We start from the raw sequence: 22,751 nt of genomic DNA on the forward strand, positions 1-22,751 counted from the left end.
ACATTCACGATGCCGTGTATGCTTCGTCCCGTTTATCCATTATCGCCTGACAAATTGCACGCTTTGTCGTGTAAGTCGTGGAGGGAAAATGATGGGTGAAGCATGTTGTCGTTTTAATCATGCGCCCGATACTGTTGCACTTATACAACGGGTATCAACATGGCATGCGCTATGATGGAATGGTCAATCAGGCCAATGCATTGGTTGGCAAGGGGCACTGGCTCTACCGCGTAGTACGGTTGGCGATGGTCGGGATGCCTGAAAAAAGCACGTGGCCTGGTACCGGAAGTAACATGTTGGAACTTGATGGAATGTGAAACGGTCGTTATAGTGCCGCTTCCGGTGCCCTTTGAGCACCGAACCGGCGCACGAAAATACGGTCGCTCTGCAGCCTTCAAGCTTATCGGTGCAATAGCGTGCCGATACCGATATGAATTGTTCCTCTGACCGGAACAGCAATGTGGCAGGTGGAGACCTTGCCCTCACTCATAAAAAGCGCTCTGCTAGAGCGCAGCTCGAGATGCATAGGCTGTATTACTTTTTGCTTCAAAATTAAAGGAAATCGCAATGAAAAAAACTCTGATCACCCTGGCAGTCCTGGCAGCAGCCACTGGCGTAGCCCAAGCTCAATCGAGCGTTGTTATCTACGGTACCGTTGACGCTGGTTTCGTCAGCGAGCGCGGCGGCAAAGCCGGCACCACCAACAAAATCGATAGCGGTGTTGCTTCGGCTTCCCGTCTGGGCTTCAAAGGCACCGAAGATCTGGGCAGCGGCCTGTCGGCACTGTTCGTTCTGGAATCGGGTTTCAAAGTTGATTCCGGTTCGCAAGATGGTGATGCTCTGTTCGGTCGTCAAGCCTACGTTGGCCTGAGCAGCAAAACGGCTGGTACCGTAACCCTGGGTCGTCAATACACCCCTTGGTACAACACCCTGTCGAAAGTTGCTGATCCATTCGCAGCTGGCTACGCTGGTTCCGCCAAGAACTTGTTCCCAGCTGGCACGACCCGTACCAGCAACACCGTAATGTACTCGTCGCCTAACTTCAGCGGCTTTGACGCTGACGTTTCGTACAGCGCTGCCAACAACGGCACCGAAAGCAACGTGTCGAGCAAAATCGGTCGCCAAATGGGCGCGTCGGTTGGCTACGCTAACGGTCCTTTGAACGCACGTCTGGCATACAACAACACGTCGAACGACAAACAGGTGGGCTTGACCACGACCGTTGCTGAAGCAGGCAGCGCCCGCAACTGGCTGGCAGCCGCTAACTACGACTTCGCAGTAGCGAAAGCGTATGTTGCATACGGCGTCAACAAAGGCAACAACAGCTCGACCCGTAACAACGCCAGCGCTGGTGACTTGTTTAACATCGCATCGACCGGTGGCCTGACCAACGACAGCACCACCGCCCTGATCGGCGCAACCGTACCAGTTGGTCCAGCCGGCACCGTGATGGCTTCGTTCATCCACGTCAACGACAAAAACGGCGCCTCGAACGCCGATGCGAACCAGTTCGCAGTGGGCTACTCGTACGCTCTGTCGAAGCGCACCAGCACCTACGCTTCGTACGCTAAAATCTCGAACAAAAACAACGCTGGTTACACCGTTGGTAACAACAGCAATGTTGGTTCGGGCGACCAAGCGTTCAACGTTGGTGTTCGTCACTCGTTCTAATATTCGCGCAAGCGAAGCTTAGTACCGCTGAGGCATCCCTTCGGGGATGCTGCAAGCAAAGAAACGCGCTGTCTGGCTTCGGCCTGGCGGCGCGTTTTTGCATGGGCGGCGCCAGCTATAATGGCGCTGTTACTCAAGTAAAGGAATGCCATGTATTCATTCACCTCGCCGCGCCCGGCCGTCATGCTGGCAGCGCTGGGCGCGTTGTTTTTCGCGGGCGCCACGGGCGCCGCTGTCGCTGCCGTCAAGGGCAAAGAGCCGGCCGGACTGGAGCGCTACGGCGTGGCCGTCTACTCCGACCTGTGCCTGCAAAAAGATAGCGGCGAAATCGGTGGCCAGCGCGTGACCCTGCACCGTTTTGCCGAAGCCGATTCCGTCATCTATGAATTTACGGCGGGCGCCCTGAGCTGGCCCATCGTGGCCAACGACGTCAACCTGGACGCCGCCACGGGCGCCTTCGATTTCACCATCACCGGCGCCGACAGCGAAGAGCGCACCATCGTCGGCAAGTTTTCCAAGGACGGGCAGACCTTGACCCTGGAAGGCGATTACTGCGGCGGCAATGTGCGCATGCCCATGAAATTGAGCCGCGTGCGCGATTTTGGCCGCCCCTTGAAAAATTGCACGCCATGCCCGCGCATGCCGGAAGCACCGGCCGAAGTGGCGCCGGCGGAACCAGTGCAAGAGAACGCACCCGCGCCCGCCGCAGCGTAGCTCGTTGGCGTATTAAAATGAAAAAGGCCCGGTATCGACCGGGCCTTTGTTATTTTCAGGGTTGCAGTGGCTTATTTGGCCGCCTGCGCCTTTTCCGCCGTCGCGCGGATGGTGGCCAGGGTGGCATTCGGCGTGATCAGGTTGCCGTCGTAGCGCAGCTCGATCAGGGCCGGCAAGTTGTGCGCCCTGGCGTGCGCCAGCGCCCGCTGCAGGGCGGGAGCGAACTCTTCTGTCGTATTCACCACTGCGCCATGCGCGCCGTAGGCTTGCGCCAACGCCGCAAAATCCGGGTTGTGCAGGGTCGTGCCAGACACGCGCCCCGGGTAGTCGCGTTCCTGGTGCATGCGGATGGTGCCGAACATCTGGTTATTGAAGACGATGATGACCACGCCCGCGCGGTATTGCACGGCGGTGGCCAGTTCCTGGCCATTCATCATGTATTCGCCATCGCCGGCAAAGGTGATCACGGTGCGCTCGGGATGCACGATCTTGGCCGCCACGCCGGACGGCACGCCATAGCCCATGGCGCCATTCGTCGGCGCCAGCTGTGTGCGCATGCCGCCGTAGCGATAAAAGCGGTGCGCCCACGAGGCGTAATTGCCGGCGCCGTTGGTCAGGATGGTATCAAGAGGTGCCTGCGCCATGATTTCCTGCGTCACTTGCCACAGGTCCAGCGCTGCCTGGCCATCCTGGAAGATGGGCGGACGCTGCTGGTAGGCAGTCAGCTCGGCCTTGGCTTCGGCCGGTGTATGTTTCCATGCGGAAGCGTCGACGGGGGCCATGGCGGTCAGCATGGCGCAGACTTGCGGCATGCCGCTGTTGATCATCAGTTCGGCCTGGTAAACACTGCCCAGCTCTTCGGCGTCCGTATGGATGTGCACCAGGCGCTGGCGCGGCACGGGCGAGTCGAACAGGGTGTAGCCGCCCGTCGTCATTTCACCCAGGCGCGGGCCGATGGCGATGACCAGGTCGGCATTTTTCACGCGCGCGGCCAGTTTCGGGTTGATGCCGATGCCGACGTCGCCGATGTAGTTCGGGTGGGCATTGTCGAGCAAGTCCTGGAAGCGGAAGGCGCATGCGACGGGTAGGTGGTTGTTTTCCGCGAACTGTTGCAGGTCGGCGCACGCTTGCGGCGTCCAGGTGGTGCCGCCCAGCAAGACCAGCGGCTGCTTGGCGGTCGCCAGCATGGCGCGCAACTGCTGCAGTTGCGCCTCTGAGGGCGCCGCCTGCACCGGCTGGTAAGCGCGCGTGTCAGCCACCGTCGCCAGTGAAATGAGCATGTCTTCCGGCAGGGCCAGCACGACGGGGCCGGGGCGCCCGCTGGTGGCTACCTGGAAGGCGCGCGCCAGGTATTCGGGGATGCGCTCGGCGCGGTCGATCTGCGCTACCCACTTGGCCATCTGGCCATACATGCGGCGGTAGTCGATTTCCTGGAACGCTTCGCGGTCGACGAAATCATTGCCAACCTGGCCGATGAACAGGATCATCGGGGTGGAATCCTGGTAGGCCGTGTGCACGCCGATCGAGGCGTTGGTGGCGCCAGGTCCCCGCGTGACGAAGCAGATGCCCGGTTTGCCCGTCAGCTTGCCGTAGGCTTCGGCCATGAAGGCGGCGCCGCCTTCCTGGCGGTTGATGATGAAGCGGATACCCGAATCGTGCAGGGCATCGAGCACGTCGAGGTAGCTTTCGCCAGGCACGCCAAAGGCGGTGTCGACACCGTGGATCTGCAGGGCATCGACCAGGATCTGGCCGCCGGTACGGGGTTGTTGCGTCATGTTCGGCTCTTTATATTCTAGTGGGTGGCAAAGAAGTGGGGGCAAGCGGTGCGCATGCGCTTGCATGCAAGCAGCTTGCCTCATTCTATGTGAGCCAATTTGGCCCGGCTTTTGAAATGGCGACACCGAATTACACAATCCCCCGGGCCGGACCCCGACCAGCGGTGTCGCGCCTGCACAGGCCTTTTTGCAGAAACATGCTGCGGCGCGGTACAATGGCGGGTGAAGCAGGCCAGACAGTCGCTGGCTGGCGCAGCAATGCGCTGGCGGGAGGAAGGTCCGGACTCCATAGAGCGGGGTGACGGTTAACGGCCGTCCGCTGAAAGCCGCAAGCGCAGTTAGCCCATGGTATAAGGCGAGGAATAGGGCCACAGAGACGAGCGTATTAAGTTACGGTGAAACGCGGTAACCTCCACCTGGTGCAATTTCAAATAGGCACGCGATGATGCTGCTCGCGGAGCGTGCGGGTAGAAAGCTTGAGCGCCCGAGTAATCTGGCGCCTAGAGGAATGACTGTCATAGCGCCAACCTGCAAGGGAAAGCGCCGTAACAAAATCCGGCCTACCGGCCTGCTTCACTTGAATTCGTGCTTCCTGGCCCGCCAGGGAGTATTTCGGCCGCAGCGCTTTGCTTGCTGCGTGCCGCCAAAAAGCCCCCGCAACGGGGCTTTTTTTGTTTCTAAAATGATAGCATTCAAGATAAAGTTGTATATACAAATAAAATGAACAATTGGTTAAAGTTTCCTGAATCGAATTAATTGCTGCATTGCAAAAAAAGTTTTCCTGTGACAGGCTGGCCCCGGAAAACAGGGCTTTTACGCGCCATGGACGATTATTTTTTGCTTTAAACCAAGTCTTTCGCTGCGCTTGATTGCTGTTGTGCCTGGATGACGAAAGTATTGTCATGTGTCAACTAACTGTAAAAAATTCAATTTTTCGATTTCGTTTTTTTCGATGTTTACGGTAGGAAAACACATGTGTGCAGATGAGGTAGCACATTCACTATCTTTCATAAGTATCTAATTTATCGATATATTTTTATTTGAGACTCCTTCAACGATATGCGCTAAGTCCTTAATTTCATTAATAAAATTCCTGTTTTGCCAATCGGAAACCGCTTGACCACTATCTTTGCTTCCTCTAAAGTGGGCAACTGTGTGAAAAAGTGTGTTTTTGTGGGAAATTTTCCCTTTTTATCGTGATGCGCAAGCGTCGCAACCCAAGCTCAAAAAGGTCTTCCGTGTTTCAAGGCGCGTCCGCACTCAATCTCGATGCCAAAGGCAGGATGTCTATCCCTGCCAAGCACCGTGACGCGCTGGCGATTCAATGCGAAGGCCGTTTGACCCTGACCAAACACCCTGATGGCTGCCTGCTGTTTTTCCCCCGTCCCGTGTGGGAAAGCCACCGCCAGCAAATCGCCGCCTGGCCCATGTCCGCCCGCGCCTGGCAGCGCATCTTCCTCGGCAACGCCGTCGATGTCGAACTGGACTCGGCCGGCCGCGTGCTGATCTCGCCTGAATTGCGCAACGCCGTCGGGCTGTCGCGCGAAGTCATGATGATCGGCATGGGCAGCCACTTTGAAATATGGGATGCCGCCAAGTTGGCCGACAAAGAACAGCAGGCGATCGATGCCGGCACCCCCGATGTACTTTCCAATTTTTCTTTCTAAGGCTCCGTAATGACACAACTCACGGTGCCGGAATTTCAGCATCGCACGGTGCTGCTCGATGAAGCGGTCGATGCGCTCGACCTGTCGGGTGACCGCGCGCACGGCATTTATGTCGACGGCACGTTTGGCCGCGGCGGCCATAGCCGATTGATTTTGTCGCGCCTGGCGCCAGACGCGCGCCTGATCGGCTTCGACAAGGACTTGCAGGCCATCGCCACAGCCGAACAGATCGGCGACCCGCGTTTTCAGATTGTCCACGACAGCTTTGCCACCATGACTGCCAGCCTGGCCGAACGGGGCGTGCAGCAGGTGGACGGCATCCTGCTCGACCTGGGCATCTCGTCGCCGCAAGTCGACGACGCGGCGCGCGGTTTCAGCTTCCGCAACGACGGACCGCTGGACATGCGCATGGATACCACGCGCGGCATCTCCGCAGCCGAGTGGCTGGCGGTGGAAACCGAGCAGAATTTAGAGAAAGTGATACGCGATTATGGGGAAGAACGGTTTGCTTTTCAGATTGCAAAGGCGATTGTTGCTGGCCGGGCAGTCCAGCCAATTTCAAGCACACGACAGCTTGCCGGCATCGTGGCAGGCGCCGTCAAGACCCGCGAGAAGGGTAAGGACCCCGCTACCCGCACCTTTCAGGCCATACGCATTTTCATTAACAAAGAGCTCGAGGATCTCGAGGTCGGTCTGAATCAGGCATATGCCTGCCTGGCGCCCGGCGCGCGCATGGCCGTGATCAGCTTTCATTCGCTGGAAGACCGCATGGTCAAGCGCTTCTTCGCCTCGAAGGCGAACGTGGAGCAGCCTGACCGCCGTCTGCCGATCCGCGCGGTCGACTTGCCGCAGCCGGAAATGAAGCTGATTTCGAAAATGAAGCCGTCCGTCGCCGAGATCGAGGGCAACCCGCGCTCGCGTTCGGCCGTGATGCGCGTGGCGCAGCGTTTGCCCCTTCCAGTTAGTGGCGGCTCCCGATGACTGGCAAGCTATGTGTCGTGCTGTCGGCCCTGCTGGTGTGCTGCGGCCTGTCGCTGGTGAACGCGCAGTACCAGTCGCGCCACCTGCTGATCGACCTGGAACGCGCGCAAGCGCTGTCGCGCCAACTCGACATCGACTGGGCGCAACTGCAACTGGACCAGTCCACCCTGGGCAAGCATGAACGCATCGAAGCGATCGCACGGCGCGACCTGAGCATGACGCCGCTGACGGCGGCGCGTACGCAATACCTGACGGAGGGCGAATAATGAAGTTGGGCGGTAACAGCAACGGCCGGGTGGCGGCATCGAAAGGCGTGCCATTCTCGAAGAACCCCGTACTGGCGGTGCGTCTGCCCGTCTGGCGTTCGCGCGTCGTGCTGTTCCTGCTGTTCTTCGCTTTCGCCGGCCTGGGCGTGCGCGCCCTGTGGCTGCAGGGCGTGTCGACGCAGTTTTTGCAAAAGCAGGGCAAGGCGCGCTATGAACGCACCCTGGAATTGCCTGCCACGCGCGGCAAGATCACCGACCGCAATGGCCAGGTACTCGCTTCCTCCGTGCCCGTAAAGGCCATCTGGGCGATTCCCGACGACGTGCTGCAGGCGTCACCCGAAAAAATCAATGCGCTGGCCGGCCTGCTGGAAATGAATGTCAATGACTTGCGCAAGAAGCTCGATTCGGACCGCAGCTTCGTCTACCTCAAGCGCCAGGTCGAGATGGACGTGGCCGACAAGATTTCCAAGCTGGGCATCGACGGCATTGACGAACGCAAGGAATACAAGCGCTTTTATCCACAGGGCGAAGTGATGACCCACGTGGTCGGCTTTACCAACGTGGAAGACGTGGGCCAGGAAAGCATGGAACTGGCGCAGCAGAAAACTCTCGTCGGCACCACCGGCAGCCGCCGCGTGATCAAGGACCGCCTTGGCCACATCGTCGAAGACATCGGTTTCATCCACGAACCGCATGACGGCAAGGACCTGACTCTGTCCGTCGACAGCAAGATCCAGTATATCGCCTTCACGCAGTTGAAGGAGGCGGTGGAAAAGTTCAACGCCAAGGCCGGCGGCGCCGTGGTGCTCGACGTGCATACGGGCGAAGTGCTGGCCCTGGCCAATTACCCCAGTTACGACCCGAATGACCGCCGCAAGCTCACGGGCCAGCAGCTGCGCAACCGCGTCATGACCGATACGTTTGAACCCGGTTCGACCCTGAAACCGATCACGGTGTCGCTGGCGCTCGACACGGGCCGCGTCAAGCCGACCACCCTGATCGACACTGGCCCTGGCCGCTACACCATCGCCGACCGCACGATTACCGACACCAAGCCGCACGGCGTGATCAATGTTTCCGAAATCATCGAAATGTCGTCGAACATCGGCACCTCGAAAATCGCGCTGGGCATGCCGGCACAGGAAATGTGGGAAATGTTTACCAAGGTGGGCTTCGGCCAGCAGCCGAAATGGGGCTTCCCCGGCGCCGTGGCCGGCCGCGTGCGTCCGTATAAATCGTGGCGCCCGGTGGAGCAGGCGACCATGAGCTACGGTAACGGTATTTCCGTGTCGCTGATCCAGCTGGCGCGCTCTTACATGATGTTCGCGCGCGACGGCGACACGATTCCCCTGTCGTTCCAGAAGGTCAATGAATTGCCCGTGGGCCAGCAAGTGATCAAGCCGAAGACGGCCGCCGAAATGCGCGCCATGCTAGAACTCGTGGTCTCCGGCGCGCACGGCTCGGCCAAGCGCGCCCAGGTCGCCGGCTACCGCGTGGGCGGCAAGACGGGTACCGCCTATAAAGTTGAAAACGGCCGCTATGCGATGCCGCGCAAATATATTGGTTCGTTCGTGGGCATGGTGCCGATGTCGGCGCCGCGCTTCATCATTGCCGTGATGATCGATGAACCGACCGGCCCGGCCCACTATGGTGGCCAGGTTGCCGCTCCCGCTTTCGCGGCGATTGCGACTAACGCGCTGCGCGCGATGAACGTACCGCCCGATTCCTCCGTTACCGAAATCGTGGTCCCGGCCAATGCCGGCCCGGAGGCCATGTGAAGTCACTCATGACCATACAAGACATCAGTTTGTGGATCAAAACGGCTGCCCCGTCCGGGCAGCTGACGTCCGATTCGCGCCGCGTGCAGCGCGGCGACGTGTTTTTCGCCTATGCGGACGCCACCCAATTCATCGACGCCGCCATCGAGCAGGGCGCCGCCGCCATCGTGCATGACGCCGTTGAATGGAACGCCGCATGGAGCGTGCCGCATCTGCTGGTCAGCGACCTGAAACGCCTGGCCGGCCCCGTGGCGCATGCTGTTTACAACATGCCCGACAGCGCCATGTTCAGCGCCGGCGTGACGGGCACGAATGGCAAGACCTCGTGCGCGCTATGGCTGGCGCAGGCCCTGGCGCGCCTCGGTGAAACCTCGTCCGTCATCGGGACTCTGGGCGTGGGCCTGTGCAAGCCGCGCGGCGCCATCGAATTCGACGTCACCGGCTACACCACGCCGGACGCCGTGCTGCTGGCGCGCAAGCTGGCCGCCATGCGCGACGCCGGTGCCAAAGCCGTTGCCATCGAAGTGTCGTCGATCGGCCTGGACCAGGAGCGCGCGGCCGGCATGCATTTCGATGTCGCCATGTTTACCAATCTGACGCGCGATCACCTCGACTACCATGGCGACATGGCGGCCTACGAGGCGGCCAAGGTCAAGCTGTTCGACTGGCCCGGCCTGAGAACGGCTGTCATTAACCTCGATGACGCCATGGGCCTGCGCCTGGCGCGCCACGTGGAAGGCAAGTTGGCCGGTGAATATCCGGTGATAGGCTATACCTTGCAAGATGCGGCAGCCTTGCCCGACTTGCCGGGCGTGCTGATGCTGCGCGCCAGCCAGTTCCGCAGCCGCCATGCCGGCACCGACTTCCACCTGGAATGCGCGCTGGGCGTGGCGCTGGTCAAGACGCAGCTGGTGGGCCACTTTAATATCAGCAATGCGCTGGCCGTGCTGGGCGCCTTGCTGGCGCATGGCACCGGCCTGCGCGCCGCCATCGACGGCATCGAATCCCTGCAACCGGCCCCAGGCCGCATGCAGCAAGTGGGCGGCCAGGAAGCGCCTATGGTCGTCATCGATTACGCGCATACGCCGGACGCACTGGAAAAAACCCTGGCTGCCTTGCGCCAGGTGGCGCAGGAGCGGGGCGGTCAGTTGTGGTGCGTGTTCGGCTGCGGCGGCGACCGCGATCCGGGCAAGCGTCCGCAGATGGGCGCCATTGCGCAGCTGGCCGATCACGTACTGGTCACCAGCGACAATCCGCGCAGCGAAGACCCGCACGCCATTATCGCGCAGATCGTCGCCGGCATGCGTGCCGACGGCCCGCAGCCGCAAGCCATCGAAGATCGCGCCGGGGCCATTTTGTCGGCCATCAAGCACGCAGCCAAGCCGGACGTGATCCTGTTGGCGGGCAAGGGCCATGAGCCGTACCAGGAAATCAAGGGCAAGAAACTGCCGTTTTCCGATGCCGACCATGCGCAGCTTGCCCTGTCCGCGCGCCTGACGATGATGAGGACGAACTGATGGACCGCCTCATGCACGCCAGCCTGGCCGAACTGATGCCGTCGCTGGACGGCGCACAGCTGACGGGCGACGCCGTTTTTGATGGCGTCTGCACCGACAGCCGCAGCGCCCAAGCCGGTTCGCTCTTCGTCGCCCTGCGCGGCGAGAGTTTCGACGCCCACGATTTCCTCGACCAGGTGGCCGCGCGCGGTGTCGCCGCCGTGGTGGTCGAGCGCCTGCCGGCAGGCTGGGACAGTGGCAAGGTGCCGGCCATCGTGGTCGCCGATACCCTGGTCGCACTGGGCCGCATCGCCAACCACTGGCGCGGCCGTTTCAGCTTGCCCGTCATCGGCGTTACCGGCAGCAACGGCAAGACCACCGTCAAGGAAATGATTGCATCCATCCTGGCGGCGGCCTTTGGCGAAGAAGGCCGGCTTGCCACGCGCGGCAACCTGAATAACGAGATCGGCGTGCCCCTGACCCTGTTCCGCCTGAACGCCGGACACAAGGCGGCCGTCATCGAGATGGGCATGAACCATCCGGGGGAAATTGCACGCCTGGCAGCGATCGCCGCGCCGACCCTGGCGATGGTCAACAACGCACAGCGCGAGCACCAGGAATTCATGCATACCGTGGAAGCGGTGGCGCGCGAAAACGGCGCAGCGCTGGCGGCGTTGGCCGCCGATGGCGTGGCCGTCTTCCCGCATGGCGATGAATTCACGCCCCTGTGGCGCGAACTGGCCGGCGCGCGACCCGTCATCACCTTCGGCCTGTCGAAAGAGGCCGATGTCAGCTGCACGCACCGCGCCGCCGAGGATTTTGGCAGCGACCTGTTCGTCAGCGTGCGCGCACAGGACGGCAGCCTGCGCCAGTTCTTCGTCGGCTTGCAGGCGGCAGGCGAACACAATGTGCGCAATGCGCTGGCGGCCGTGGCATGCGCCATTGGCGCCGGCATTGCCATCGAATATATCAAGCAGGGCCTGGAGGCGTTTTCTCCCGTGCATGGCCGCCTGCAGAAAAAACGTGCCGCCAATGGCGCCACCATCATCGACGACACGTATAACGCCAATCCGGATTCGGCGCGCGCGGCCATCGATGTACTGGCGCAGGCCCCAGCACCACGCATCCTGGTGCTGGGCGAGATGGGCGAAGTCGGCACGCAGGGGCAGCAGTTCCACGAAGAGATCGGCGCCTACGCCGCCGCCAAAGGCATAGAACACGTGCTGGCGACGGGTGGACTGGCGCGCCATCTGGTCAATCCGGCGCAGGAAGCCGCCAGCCAGGAATCGGGCACGGTCGTGGAGTATTTCGAACAGTTCGACGGTTTGCTGGCGGCGCTCGATGCGCATTTGTCAAGCCGCTCGGATGCAACAGTATTAATCAAGGGCTCCCGTTTCATGAAGATGGAGCGGGCCGTGCAGCATTTGATTGGTTCAAACAACAATAACAAGGAAGCTCACTAATCATGCTGCTCTGGCTCGCTCATTATTTCCAGGACGACATTGGCCCATTGCGGGTCTTTAACTTCATCACTTTCCGCGCCGTCTTCGCCACCTTGACGGCGATTTTGATCGGCCTGTGCGCCGGTCCCGCCGTGATCCGCATGCTCACACGCATGAAGGTCGGCCAGGCCGTGCGTACGGACGGCCCGCAAACGCATCTGAAAAAACACGGCACCCCCACCATGGGCGGTGTGCTGATCCTCATCGCCATCGGCATTTCCACCTTGCTGTGGGCCGACCTGTCGAACCGTTTCATCTGGCCCGTGCTGATCGTCACGCTGGGCTTTGGCGCCGTCGGCTGGGCCGATGACTACCGCAAGGTGGTGCACCAGGACCCGGAAGGCATGCGCTCGCGCGAGAAATACTTCTGGCAGTCGCTGATCGGCATTGCTGCCGCGTTTTACCTGGCGTTTTCCGTCTCCATCTCCGAGCCCAATGCCGGCCAGGTGTGGAATCTGATCTACGCCTGGGTGCAATCGGGCTTCGCCATGGACTTGCCGCCGAAGGCCGACCTGATCGTTCCTTTCTTCAAGACCATCAGCTATCCGCTTGGCGTGTGGGGCTTCATTGCGCTGACCTATTGCGTCATCGTCGGCACCAGCAACGCCGTCAATTTCACCGATGGCCTTGATGGCCTGGCCATCATGCCGACCGTGATGGTGGGCACGGCCCTGGGACTGTTCGCCTACCTGACGGGTAACGCCACGTATGCGCGCTACCTGTTCATCCCGCACATCCCTGGCGCTGGCGAGTTGGTGATTTTCTGCGGCGCGCTGGCCGGTTCCGGTCTGGCCTTCCTCTGGTATAACACGCACCCTGCGAAAGTGTTCATGGGCGACGTGGGCGCACTGGCACTGGGCGGCGCACTCGGCACCATTGCCGTCATCGTGCGCCAGGAAATCGTCCTGTTCATCATGGGCGGCATCTTCGTCGTCGAAACGCTGTCCGTGATCATCCAGGTCGTCTGGTTCAAGTACACCAAGAAGCGCTATGGCGCTGGCCGCCGCGTTTTCCTGATGGCGCCCCTGCATCACCATTTTGAACAAAAAGGCTGGAAGGAGACGCAGGTTGTCGTGCGTTTCTGGATCATCACCATGATGCTGGTGCTGCTCGGCCTGACTACCTTGAAGCTGCGCTGATGATGTACGACGCTAAAACCGCACTGGTACTGGGCCTCGGCGAATCGGGGCTGGCGATGGCCCTGTGGCTGGCCCGCAGCGGTGCTTGCGTGCGCGTGGCCGATACACGTGAAAATCCGGAGCGCCTGGCGGCGTTGCAGGCCGCCGTGCCGCAGGCGCAGTTCATCGCCGGTGTCTTCACGGCCGGGCTGCTCGACGGCGTCGATTTCGTCGCCGTCAGCCCTGGCCTGGCGCCGGGCCGCGAACTGGCGCAGATTGCGCCGGCGGCAGCTGAAAAAAATATCCCCGTGTGGGGCGAGATCGAACTGTTCGCGCAGGCGCTGGCCGCGCTCAAGGCAGAACGCGGCTATGCACCGAAAGTCATCGCCATCACGGGCACGAATGGCAAGACAACGGTGACCAGCCTGGTAGGCTTGTTGTGCGAACGCGCGGGCATGGTAACGCGCGTGGCTGGCAATATCAGCCCGGCCGCGCTCGACGTGCTGCGCGAAGTGCTCGATGCCGAGCCTGCGCCGCAGACGATGGATGCAGAAGCTGAAGTGGCGCAAGCTGTTGCCAGCACCTTGCCGCAAGCGTGGATCCTCGAGTTGTCCAGCTTCCAGCTGCACACGACCTTCAGCCTGCAGGCCGATGCGGCCACGGTCCTGAACCTGTCGCAGGATCACCTGGACTGGCATGGTGACATGGCGGCGTATGCCAATGACAAGGCGCGCATCTTCGGCGAACAGACCGTGCGTATTTTGAACCGCGACGATGCGTTAGTCATGCACATGGCCGATCCGCTGGCCGGGAGCATCACCTTCGGCACGGGCGAGCCGGTGGAGGTAGACAGCTTTGGCCTGGTCAATGAGCGGGGCATCTTCTGGCTGGCGCAAGCCGTGCCCAGCGAAGAAGTCATCGAGAAAAAACGCAAGAAGAACGATCCCGCGCCGGAACCGGTGCCGACGATGGCGAAGAAACTGATGCCGGCCGACGCGCTGAAAATCCGCGGCCAGCACAATGCCTCGAATGCGCTGGCGGCGCTGGCCCTGTGCCGCGCCATCGGCCTGCCATTCGCCCCGCTGCTGCATGGTCTGCGTGAATACCAGGGCGAGCCGCACCGGGTGGAACTGATCACGGCCGTGGCTGAAGTCGAATACTACGACGACAGCAAGGGCACGAACGTGGGCGCGACAGTGGCCGCTCTGTCTGGCCTGGGCAAGGCGTTTGGCGGCGCGGAACAGCGTCTGGTACTGATCGCCGGCGGTGACGGCAAGGGGCAGGATTTCTCGCCGCTGGCTGAACCCGTGTCGCGCTATGTGCGCGCCGTGGTGCTGATCGGCCGCGATGCGCCGGCCTTGCGCGCGGCCCTGGAACCGGCCGGTGTGGACATCGTCGACTGCGCCACCTTGCCGGAAGCCGTCAAGCGCGCCAGCAGCCTGGCGCTGGCCGGCGATGCCGTGCTGCTGTCTCCCGCGTGCGCCAGCCTGGACATGTTCAGGAACTATGCGCACCGTGCGCAGGTGTTTGTCGACGCCGTGCGCGACATCGCCCTGGAAAACGGACAGGATATCTGATGGCCTTCCAACTGCCTTTCAGCTTTGGTTCCGGTTCTGCCGCCAAGCCGCTGGATAGCCGCGCGCGGCAGTCGAAGATGATGGACTATGACAAGCCGCTGGTATGGGTCGTCCTGCTGCTCATGCTGCTGGGCATGGTGATGGTGTATTCGGCGTCGATTTCGCTGTCGGACGCGCGCAAGTTTGCCGCCTACTCGAACAGTTATTTCGTCGTGCGCCAAGCGCTGTTCATCGGCGTGTCGATCATCGTCGGCGCGCTGGTGTTCCGCATCCCCGTCGCCACCTGGCAAAAGATCGCGCCGTGGCTGTTCATCGGCACCTTGGTGCTGCTGGTGATGGTGCTGATACCTGGCCTGGGCGTGTCGGTCAATGGCGGGCGCCGCTGGCTGAACCTGCCCGGCCTGCGGCCGCAGCCGTCCGAGTTGATGAAGGTGGTGATGGTGCTGTACGCGGCCGACTACACGGTGCGCAAGCAGGAATACATGCACAAACTGACCAAGGGCTTCATGCCGATGGCGCTGGCCGTCAGTTTCGTCGGCCTGCTGCTGCTGATGGAGCCCGATCTGGGCGCTTTCGGCGTGATCGTCTGCATCGCCATGGGCATCCTGTTTTTGGGCGGCGTCAACGCCATCTGGTTCGGCGGCATCGGCGCCATGCTGACGGCGATTTTCGTCACCATCATCGCCTTGTCGAAATTCCGCCGCGAGCGGTTTTTTGCGTATCTCGATCCCTGGCAGGAAGACAATGCCCTGAACAAGGCTTACCAGCTGACGCACTCGCTGATCGCCTTCGGGCGCGGTGAACTGTTTGGCGTGGGCCTGGGCGGCAGCGTGGAAAAGCTGCACTACCTGCCCGAAGCGCATACGGACTTTTTGCTGGCAGTGATCGGCGAGGAACTGGGCCTGGTGGGCGTGCTGATCGTGATCGGCATGTTCTACTGGATTATCAAGCGGGCGTTTGACATCGGCCGTCAGGCGATCGCCATCGACCAGACTTTTGCCGGCCTGACGGCGAAGGGCATCGCCATCTGGATCGGCGTGCAGACCTTCATCAACATGGGCGTGAACCTGGGCCTGCTGCCGACCAAAGGGCTGACCTTGCCCCTGATGAGTTATGGCGGCACGGGCGTACTGATTAACTGTATCGGCCTGGCGATCCTGCTGCGCATCGATTTCGAAAACCGGATCCTGATGCGGGGAGGCCGGCTATGAACAACGTGACGAATTTGAAAACGACGAAAAGACTGATGATCATGGCGGCCGGCACCGGCGGCCATATTTTCCCCGGTCTGGCGATTGCGCAGACCATGCGCGCGCGCGGCTGGGAAGTGAGCTGGCTGGGCACGACGCACGGCATGGAGCAGGAATTGGTGCCGAAGAGCGGTATTCCCATGGATGCCATCGCGTTTTCCGGCATGCGCGGCAAGGGCCTGGCGCACACCATCCAGGGCGGCTTCAGGATGCTGGCCAGCTTTTTTGCCATCCGCCGTTTCATCGCCAGCCGCAAGCCGGATGTGGTGATGGGCATGGGCGGCTACGTCACCGTGCCGGGCGGCCTGATGGCGCGCCTGAAGGGCGTGCCGCTGGTGCTGGTCAATGCCGACGCGGCGCTGCTGTTGTCGAACAAGACCCTGGTGCCACTGGCGCAGCAAGTGTGCTTCGGCTTTCCTGCCGATTTCGGCAGCGCCGCCGGCAAGGCCGTCGTCACGGGCAATCCCGTGCGCGCCGAGATCCTCGCGATGGCGCCGCCAGCCACGCGCTTTGCGGGCCGCAGCGGACCGCTGCGCATCCTGGTGGTGGGCGGCAGCCTGGGCGCGAAAGCGCTGAACGATAATCTGCCCGCCGCGCTGGCCCTGATGCCGGAGGGCGAGCGTCCGCTGGTGACGCACCAGTCGGGCAAGAAGAATATCGACGCCCTGCATGCCGCGTACGCGCAGGCGGGCGTGCAAGCCAATGTGGTCGATTTCATCGATGACATGGCCAAGGCGTATACCGAGGCCGACCTGGTGATTTGCCGTGCTGGCGCGATCACCCTGTCGGAATTGACGGCGGCCGGCGTGGCCAGCGTGCTCGTGCCGCTGGTGGCGTCGACCACCAGCCACCAGCGCGACAACGCGCAATGGATGGCAAAACAAGGTGCGGCGATTCATCTGCCGCAGACGGAAATGAGTGCGGCGTCGCTGAGCGCGATGCTGTCGTCCTTGACGCGCGGCACCTGCCAGCAGATGGCGCAAGCGGCACTGGCAGCAGGCAAGCGCGACGCCAATGAGGCGATCGCACACGTATTGGAAAAACTGGCATGAGGTTAGCTCTGTGAAGCATAAAGTAAACAATATCCACTTTGTCGGCATTGGCGGCAGCGGCATGAGCGGCATCGCCGAAGTGCTGGTCAACCTGGGCTACAAGGTGTCGGGCTCCGACCTGGGCAGCAATGCGGCGACGCAGCGCCTGGCGAGCCTGGGCGCGACCGTCATGCTCGGGCACGCGGCAGAGAACATCGGCGACGCCGATGCTGTCGTGACATCGGGCGCTGTCCCGCAAGACAATCCGGAAGTGGCGGCCGCACGCGCGCGCAAGATTCCGCTGGTGCCGCGCGCCGTGATGCTCGGTGAATTGATGCGTTTGAAGCGCGGCATCGCCATTGCCGGCACGCACGGCAAGACGACGACCACCAGCCTGGTCGCTTCCGTGCTGGCGCAAGGCGGTCTCGATCCCACGTTCGTCATCGGCGGCCGCCTGACCAGCGCCGGCGCGAACGCCAAGCTGGGCTCCGGCGACTACCTGGTGGCCGAAGCCGATGAATCGGACGCCTCGTTCCTGAACCTGACGCCGATGATCGAAGTGATCACGAATATCGACGCCGATCACATGGACACCTACGAGCACGATTTCGAAAAGCTCAAGCAGGCCTTCGTACAATTCACGCACCGTTTGCCTTTCTATGGCCGCGCCATGCTGTGCATCGACGATCCGCACGTGCGCGCCATCATCCCGTCCGTCACCAAGCCGGTCACCACCTATGGCTTCGCGGAAGACGCCGAAGTGCGCGCCATCAATGCGCGCGCCGTGGGACTGGAAATGCACTTCACCGTGCTGCAGGAAGGCTATCCCGACCTCGACGTGGTGCTGAACCAGCCTGGCATGCACAATGTGCAGAATGCCTGCTCGGCGATTGCCATCGCGCGCGAAATCGGCATCGCCGACAGCGCCACGCAGCAGGGCCTGGCCGAGTTTTCCGGCGTGGGCCGCCGCTTCACGCGCTATGGCGACGTGGCGCTGCCCAACGGCGGCAGCTTCGCGCTGGTCGACGATTTCGGCCACCATCCGGTGGAAACGGAAGTGACCCTGGCCGCCGCACGCGCCGCCTATCCTGGCCGCCGCCTGGTACTGGCTTTTCAGCCGCACCGCTACAGTCGCACGCGCGACCTGTTCGAGGATTTCGTCAAGGTGCTGGGCGCGCCCGACGTACTGCTCCTGTCGGAAGTGTATGCGGCAGGCGAAGCGCCTATCGTCGCCGCCGACGGCCGCGCACTGGCGCATGCGCTGCGCGCGCGCGGCAAGATTGAACCGATTTTCGTCGAATCCATGACGGACATGGCCGACACCATCATGAGCGTGGCGCGCGATGGCGACGTCGTGCTGACCATGGGGGCCGGCTCGATCAGCGGCATCCCGCAACAACTGACAACGTATCAATCTCACACTGTAAAGGCCTGACGTGAACCAAGCTTCAGCTATCGACGTTAAACAATTGGGCAAAGTCGGCGTCCTGTTCGGCGGCCGTTCGGCCGAGCGCGAAGTGTCGCTGATGTCCGGCGCGGGCGTGCTGGCCGCTCTGAAAAGCCATGGCGTGGATGCGCATGCCTTCGATACGGGCGAACGCAGCCTGGCCGAACTGGCCGCTGAACAATTTGACCGCGTCTTCATCGCGCTGCACGGGCGCTTTGGCGAAGACGGCAGCCTGCAGGGCGCGCTGGAGCAGCTGGGCATACCGTACACGGGCAGCGGCGTGATGGCGTGCGCGGTGGGCATGGACAAGATCTACACCAAGATGATCTGGCTGATGCACCAGTTGCCGACGCCAAAGTACGCGGTGTTGAACGATAGTGCCGACCTGGCCAAGGTCGCAGCGGAACTGGGCTTGCCGCTGATCGTCAAGCCGCCGCACGAAGGCTCGACCATCGGCATCACCAAGGTCAGCGAGGCGGGCGCCTTCCAGGCCGCCTATGATATCGCCGCCAATCTCGATGACTCGGTGCTGGCCGAGGAATTCATCACGGGCCGCGAATTCACCGTCGCGATCCTGGGCCAGGGCGCCACGGCGCGCGCGCTGCCTGCCGTGGAAATCGTCGCGCCGCAAGGCAATTACGATTACCAGAACAAGTACTTCACGGACGATACACAATATTTCTGCCCGCCGCAGCTGGATCCGGCGATCGTGGCGGAAATGGAGCGCATCGCCGTGGCAGCCTACCGCGCCCTCGGCTGCGAAGGCTGGGGACGGGTCGATGTGCTGATGCGCGCGGCCGACAGCAAGCTGTTTTTGCTGGAGGTGAATACCTCGCCCGGCATGACTGGGCATTCGCTCGTGCCGATGGCGGCGCGCGCGGAAGGCACCAGCTATGAAGACCTGTGCCTGGAAATCGTCGCCGGCGCAAGCCTGAAAATGCACAAGGGACAGCGCTGATATGTGGCATGACGCTAAAAGCCTCAATACGACTGCCAACGGCTTGCTGGCCGCGGTTCTGGTCGTGTGCGTGGCCGCCGGCGTCTGGTGGGTGTCGCAGCGTCCGATGTTCGATCTGCGCACCATCAAGGTGGAAAGCGCGGACGACAAGGGCCTGCGCCACGTGAATTACCTGACCCTGCGCAGCGGTACGCTGGGTCGCATCAAGGGCAATTTCTTCACGACCAACCTCGATAGCGTGCGTGGCGTGTTTGAGTCGGTACCCTGGGTGCGCCGCGCCAGTGTGCGGCGCGAGTGGCCGAACCAGCTGATCGTGGCGCTGGAAGAACACCAAGCGCTGGGCACGTGGGGCGAGGACGGGCGCCTGTTGTCGGTCAAGGGCGACGTGTTTACGGCCAATGTGGCCGAAGCCGAAGACGACCATGAATTGCCCGCCTTCGCCGGACCCGATGGCAGTGAAAAGGAAGTGCTGGCCACTTACGTGCAGCTGGCAAAGTGGTTTGCGCCGCTGAAGATGGTGCCGGAAACCCTGTCGCTGTCGAGTCGCTATGCGTGGACAGTGAAACTGGATAACGGCATGAGCGTGGCGCTGGGACGCGAACAGAATCATACGACCCTGAAGGCGCGGGTCGACCGGCTGGTGGGGATTTATCCTCAGCTGGCGAGCCGCCTGGAAAATATCGACACGATCGATATGCGCTATCAAAATGGCCTGGCGCTCAGTTCCGCCGGTCTGGTGATACCGGCCGAAGGCAAGGATGGCAGGCCGGCGCCAGCGATCAGGAAAAAAAATGGCAGTCCGATTAAAAAACCGACTTAACCGAATCATCAATTTAACAATAGCCCAAAAAACTAGGCGACAGAAATGACAAAAGACGCGAAAAACCTGATCGTCGGCCTCGACATCGGCACCTCGAAAGTGGTGGCGGTGGTAGCCGAAGTGATGTCCGACGGGCGCCACGAAGTGATCGGGCTGGGCCAGCACGAATCGAAGGGCCTGAAAAAGGGCGTGGTGGTCAATATCGAGGCCACGGTGGAGTCGATCCAGCGCGCGCTGGAAGAGGCCGAGCTGATGGCCGACTGCAAGATCCGCAATGTGTACGCGGGCATTGCGGGCAGCCATATCCGCAGCTTCAATTCCAGCGGCATGGTGGCCATCAAGGACAAGGAAGTGACGGCGACCGACGTGGCGCGCGTCATCGAGACGGCAAAAGCGGTTAACATTCCGACCGATCAGCAATTGCTGCACACGGTGCCGCAAGAGTTCATCGTCGACAGCCAGGAAGATGTGCGCGAGCCTATCGGCATGAGCGGCATCCGCCTGGAGGTGAAGGTGCATATCGTCACCGGCGCCGTGTCGGCGGTGCAGAACATCGTCAAGTGCGTGCGCCGCTGCGGCCTGGAAGTATCGGACCTGATCCTTCAGCCGATGGCCTCGGCCGATGCGGTGCTCACCCCCGATGAGAAGGAACTGGGCGTGGTGCTGATCGACATCGGCGGCGGCACGACCGATGTGGCGGTATTCTCCGATGGCGCGATCCGCCATACGGCAGTCATTCCCATCGCCGGCGACCAGATCACCAACGACATCGCCATGGCCTTGCGTACCCCGACCGCGGAAGCGGAAGAAATCAAGATCCGCTATGGCGTGGCCAAGCAGGTCCTGGCCGACCCTGGCGAATCGCTGGAAGTACCTGGCCTGGGCGACCGTGGCCCGCGCAACCTGTCGCGCCAGGCGCTGGCGGCAGTGATCGAGCCGCGCGTCGAGGAGCTGTTTGCGATGGTGCACCAGGTGGTGCGTGAATCCGGTTACGAAGGCGTGCTGTCGTCGGGCATCGTGCTCACGGGCGGCACCTCCATCATGCCTGGCATGGTGGAAATGGCGGAAGACATTTTCCTGAAGCCGGCGCGCCTGGGCACACCCGAGTATCGGGGCCAGCTGGCCGACGTGGTGCGCAGTCCGCGCTATGCCACGGTCTTGGGCCTGCTGCTGGAAGCGAAGAAGCAATACCTGCGCGGCCACATCGTGACGCGTCAGGACGGCTCGGTGAAGGCAGTCTGGCAGCGCATGAAGGAATGGTTTTTAGGGAATTTTTAAGGGCTTGAATGACGCCCGGCAGTTCAGGTTTTTTGGCAGCATCGCAGGTACACACACATAACTTTATTTTACATTTAACCGCAGTTTTCAATCTCCAGTTCTCCTACCACTATGAGGCCTGGCGCTTGGAAACCGCATCTGATAGGAGCACATCATGGAGTTCGATATGGTCGATAACACAGCTTTAGGTACCGTCATCAAGGTCGTCGGCGTCGGCGGTGCGGGTGGCAATGCAGTCCAACACATGATCAACAAAGGCATGTCGGGTGTGGAGTTCATTGCCGCCAACACCGACGCACAGGCCCTGTCGACATCGAAGGCCCACAACATCATCCAGATCGGCGACACCGGTCTGGGCGCCGGCATGAAGCCTGCGGTCGGCCGCCAGCTGGCGGAAGAATCGCGCGCCCGCATCGCCGATTCGCTGCGCGGCGCGCACATGGTCTTTATCGCTGCCGGCATGGGCGGCGGTACGGGCACGGGCGCCGCTCCTATCGTGGCCGAAGTGGCCAAGGAACTGGGCGCGCTGACGGTGGCAGTGGTCTCCAAGCCATTCTCGTACGAAGGCCAGAAGTGCATGGACATCGCCGACGAAGGCCTGGAGCAGCTGTCCCTGCACGTCGATTCGCTGATCATCATCCTCAATGAAAAACTGGAAGAGATCTACGAAGACGAAAGCATGCTGGAATGGATGCAGCACGCCGATGATGTGCTCAACAACGCGGTGGCCGGCATTGCCGAGATCATCAACGTGCCTGGCCATATCAACGTCGACTTCAACGACGTGAAAACCATCATGGGCGAGCAGGGCAAGGCCATGATGGGCACGGCGACCGCTTCCGGCGTCGACCGCGCGCGCATCGCCGCCGAACAGGCTGTCGCTTCGCCGCTGTTGGATGGTATCGATCTGTCTGGCGCGCGCGGCGTGCTGGTCAACGTCACGGCCAGCCGTGGCCTGAAAGGTAAAGAGATCAAGGAAGTCATGGCTGCCGTGCGCGCCTTTGCCGCGCCGGACGCGTCGATCGCACAAGGTATCGCCTACGACGACGCCATGGGTGACGACATCCGCGTTACCGTGGTCGCCACGGGCCTGGGCCGCGCGAAGAAAAACATCCAGTTGGTACCGCAGCAAGTGCTGCGCACCGGCACCCATAACGGCCCGTTGACCCCGTCAGCTGCCATGGGTAGCGCGCAAGCGGCGGCGACGACGGTTGGCGTGGCTACGCCGGCAGCTGGTTTCGACGGCATGAAGGCGCCGGCAGTATGGCGCCGCGAATCGGCTTCCGAGCAGGTACGCGCGATGGAAAAGAATGGCATGGAAACGTATGACATTCCAGCCTTCCTGCGCAAACAAGCGGATTAAGATGCGCTAAGGTGATCTGATGTCAGCAACGATGACGGCGGCCTGAGGGTCGCCGTTTT

At 61.7% G+C, this 22,751-nt stretch carries 18 protein-coding genes and 1 other RNA gene; 18 read left to right on the forward strand and 1 reads right to left on the reverse strand.

The genetic code is table 11. The annotated features are described in order from the left end of the window. The first annotated feature begins 567 nt into the window (after positions 1-567). Positions 568-1,671 carry a porin gene (locus K0F85_RS13825; protein ID WP_219116573.1) on the forward strand — a complete coding sequence of 368 codons (1,104 nt, stop codon included), beginning with the start codon at positions 568-570 and terminating at the stop codon, positions 1,669-1,671. A gap of 150 nt (positions 1,672-1,821) precedes the next feature. Further along, a complete protein-coding gene (locus K0F85_RS13830; protein WP_219116574.1) occupies positions 1,822-2,385 on the forward strand; it encodes a hypothetical protein in 564 nt (187 codons plus the stop codon). A 71-nt stretch (positions 2,386-2,456) separates the two neighbouring features. Here K0F85_RS13830 and K0F85_RS13835 read toward each other — a convergent pair whose 3' ends face one another. After that, the gene (locus K0F85_RS13835; protein ID WP_219116575.1) at positions 2,457-4,160 is read right to left on the reverse strand and encodes a thiamine pyrophosphate-binding protein; all 1,704 of its coding nucleotides are present in this window, start codon (positions 4,158-4,160) and stop codon (positions 2,457-2,459) included. Positions 4,161-4,384: 224 nt separating this feature from the next. On the opposite strand from K0F85_RS13835, the gene rnpB reads away from it, so the two are divergent. From rnpB to ftsZ, 16 genes are all read left to right on the forward strand, one after another. Then, positions 4,385-4,739, forward strand: an RNA gene (gene rnpB, locus K0F85_RS13840) — RNase P RNA component class A. Between the two features lie 659 nt (positions 4,740-5,398). After that, positions 5,399-5,827: a division/cell wall cluster transcriptional repressor MraZ gene (gene mraZ / locus K0F85_RS13845; RefSeq protein WP_219116576.1), complete on the forward strand. Its 429-nt coding sequence runs from the start codon at positions 5,399-5,401 to the stop codon at positions 5,825-5,827. 9 nt (positions 5,828-5,836) lie between these two features. After that, on the forward strand, positions 5,837-6,808 hold the full coding sequence (rsmH, locus tag K0F85_RS13850) for a 16S rRNA (cytosine(1402)-N(4))-methyltransferase RsmH (protein ID WP_219116577.1): 972 nt from the start codon (positions 5,837-5,839) through the stop codon (positions 6,806-6,808). Continuing rightward, positions 6,805-7,074, forward strand: coding sequence for a cell division protein FtsL (ftsL, locus tag K0F85_RS13855; RefSeq protein ID WP_010394930.1), 270 nt, complete (start codon positions 6,805-6,807; stop codon positions 7,072-7,074). The genes rsmH and ftsL overlap by 4 nt, the downstream gene beginning before the upstream one ends. After that, on the forward strand, positions 7,074-8,852 hold the full coding sequence (locus K0F85_RS13860) for a penicillin-binding protein 2 (protein WP_219116578.1): 1,779 nt from the start codon (positions 7,074-7,076) through the stop codon (positions 8,850-8,852). The genes ftsL and K0F85_RS13860 overlap by 1 nt, the downstream gene beginning before the upstream one ends. 8 nt (positions 8,853-8,860) lie before the next feature. After that, on the forward strand, positions 8,861-10,369 hold the full coding sequence (locus K0F85_RS13865; protein ID WP_219116579.1) for a UDP-N-acetylmuramoyl-L-alanyl-D-glutamate--2,6-diaminopimelate ligase: 1,509 nt from the start codon (positions 8,861-8,863) through the stop codon (positions 10,367-10,369). Positions 10,370-10,380: 11 nt separating this feature from the next. Continuing rightward, the gene (gene murF, locus K0F85_RS13870; RefSeq protein ID WP_219116631.1) at positions 10,381-11,811 is read left to right on the forward strand and encodes a UDP-N-acetylmuramoyl-tripeptide--D-alanyl-D-alanine ligase; all 1,431 of its coding nucleotides are present in this window, start codon (positions 10,381-10,383) and stop codon (positions 11,809-11,811) included. 2 nt (positions 11,812-11,813) lie between these two features. Continuing rightward, positions 11,814-12,989, forward strand: a complete 1,176-nt coding sequence (mraY, locus tag K0F85_RS13875) for a phospho-N-acetylmuramoyl-pentapeptide-transferase (RefSeq protein ID WP_034784967.1) — start codon at positions 11,814-11,816, stop codon at positions 12,987-12,989. After that, on the forward strand, positions 12,989-14,545 hold the full coding sequence (gene murD, locus K0F85_RS13880; RefSeq protein WP_219116580.1) for a UDP-N-acetylmuramoyl-L-alanine--D-glutamate ligase: 1,557 nt from the start codon (positions 12,989-12,991) through the stop codon (positions 14,543-14,545). The genes mraY and murD overlap by 1 nt, the downstream gene beginning before the upstream one ends. Then, positions 14,545-15,756, forward strand: coding sequence for a putative lipid II flippase FtsW (ftsW, locus tag K0F85_RS13885; RefSeq protein ID WP_219116581.1), 1,212 nt, complete (start codon positions 14,545-14,547; stop codon positions 15,754-15,756). The genes murD and ftsW overlap by 1 nt, the downstream gene beginning before the upstream one ends. Next, positions 15,753-16,847: an undecaprenyldiphospho-muramoylpentapeptide beta-N-acetylglucosaminyltransferase gene (murG, locus tag K0F85_RS13890; protein ID WP_219116582.1), complete on the forward strand. Its 1,095-nt coding sequence runs from the start codon at positions 15,753-15,755 to the stop codon at positions 16,845-16,847. Before ftsW ends, murG begins: the two co-directional genes overlap by 4 nt. A 10-nt stretch (positions 16,848-16,857) precedes the next feature. Continuing rightward, on the forward strand, positions 16,858-18,261 hold the full coding sequence (murC, locus tag K0F85_RS13895) for a UDP-N-acetylmuramate--L-alanine ligase (protein WP_219116583.1): 1,404 nt from the start codon (positions 16,858-16,860) through the stop codon (positions 18,259-18,261). A gap of 1 nt (position 18,262) precedes the next feature. Next, complete coding sequence (locus tag K0F85_RS13900; RefSeq protein WP_257572763.1) at positions 18,263-19,231, forward strand: D-alanine--D-alanine ligase; 969 nt, start codon at positions 18,263-18,265, stop codon at positions 19,229-19,231. 1 nt (position 19,232) lies between these two features. After that, complete coding sequence (locus tag K0F85_RS13905; protein ID WP_219116584.1) at positions 19,233-20,051, forward strand: cell division protein FtsQ/DivIB; 819 nt, start codon at positions 19,233-19,235, stop codon at positions 20,049-20,051. Between the two features lie 45 nt (positions 20,052-20,096). Continuing rightward, entirely contained in the window at positions 20,097-21,329 is a 1,233-nt protein-coding gene (ftsA, locus tag K0F85_RS13910) for a cell division protein FtsA (RefSeq protein WP_010394955.1), read from the forward strand. Positions 21,330-21,483: 154 nt separating this feature from the next. Next, entirely contained in the window at positions 21,484-22,692 is a 1,209-nt protein-coding gene (gene ftsZ, locus K0F85_RS13915; protein ID WP_219116585.1) for a cell division protein FtsZ, read from the forward strand. Positions 22,693-22,751: the final 59 nt, after the last annotated feature.

It is taken from the genome of Janthinobacterium sp. UMAB-56, from assembly GCF_900095265.1.
GTDB lineage: Bacteria > Pseudomonadota > Gammaproteobacteria > Burkholderiales > Burkholderiaceae_D > Janthinobacterium.

Bases quoted from the DNA above. Each gene is read 5' to 3' on its own strand.
- K0F85_RS13825 (WP_219116573.1), top strand. From the start codon at position 568: ATGAAAAAAACTCTGATCACCCTGGCAGTCCTGGCAGCAGCCACTGGC.
- K0F85_RS13830 (WP_219116574.1), top strand. From the start codon at position 1,822: ATGTATTCATTCACCTCGCCGCGCCCGGCCGTCATGCTGGCAGCGCTG.
- K0F85_RS13835 (WP_219116575.1), bottom strand. From the start codon at position 4,160: ATGACGCAACAACCCCGTACCGGCGGCCAGATCCTGGTCGATGCCCTG.
- rsmH (WP_219116577.1), top strand. From the start codon at position 5,837: ATGACACAACTCACGGTGCCGGAATTTCAGCATCGCACGGTGCTGCTC.
- ftsL (WP_010394930.1), top strand. From the start codon at position 6,805: ATGACTGGCAAGCTATGTGTCGTGCTGTCGGCCCTGCTGGTGTGCTGC.
- K0F85_RS13860 (WP_219116578.1), top strand. From the start codon at position 7,074: ATGAAGTTGGGCGGTAACAGCAACGGCCGGGTGGCGGCATCGAAAGGC.
- K0F85_RS13865 (WP_219116579.1), top strand. From the start codon at position 8,861: ATGACCATACAAGACATCAGTTTGTGGATCAAAACGGCTGCCCCGTCC.
- murF (WP_219116631.1), top strand. From the start codon at position 10,381: ATGCACGCCAGCCTGGCCGAACTGATGCCGTCGCTGGACGGCGCACAG.
- mraY (WP_034784967.1), top strand. From the start codon at position 11,814: ATGCTGCTCTGGCTCGCTCATTATTTCCAGGACGACATTGGCCCATTG.
- murD (WP_219116580.1), top strand. From the start codon at position 12,989: ATGATGTACGACGCTAAAACCGCACTGGTACTGGGCCTCGGCGAATCG.
- ftsW (WP_219116581.1), top strand. From the start codon at position 14,545: ATGGCCTTCCAACTGCCTTTCAGCTTTGGTTCCGGTTCTGCCGCCAAG.
- murG (WP_219116582.1), top strand. From the start codon at position 15,753: ATGAACAACGTGACGAATTTGAAAACGACGAAAAGACTGATGATCATG.
- K0F85_RS13905 (WP_219116584.1), top strand. From the start codon at position 19,233: ATGTGGCATGACGCTAAAAGCCTCAATACGACTGCCAACGGCTTGCTG.
- ftsA (WP_010394955.1), top strand. From the start codon at position 20,097: ATGACAAAAGACGCGAAAAACCTGATCGTCGGCCTCGACATCGGCACC.
- ftsZ (WP_219116585.1), top strand. From the start codon at position 21,484: ATGGAGTTCGATATGGTCGATAACACAGCTTTAGGTACCGTCATCAAG.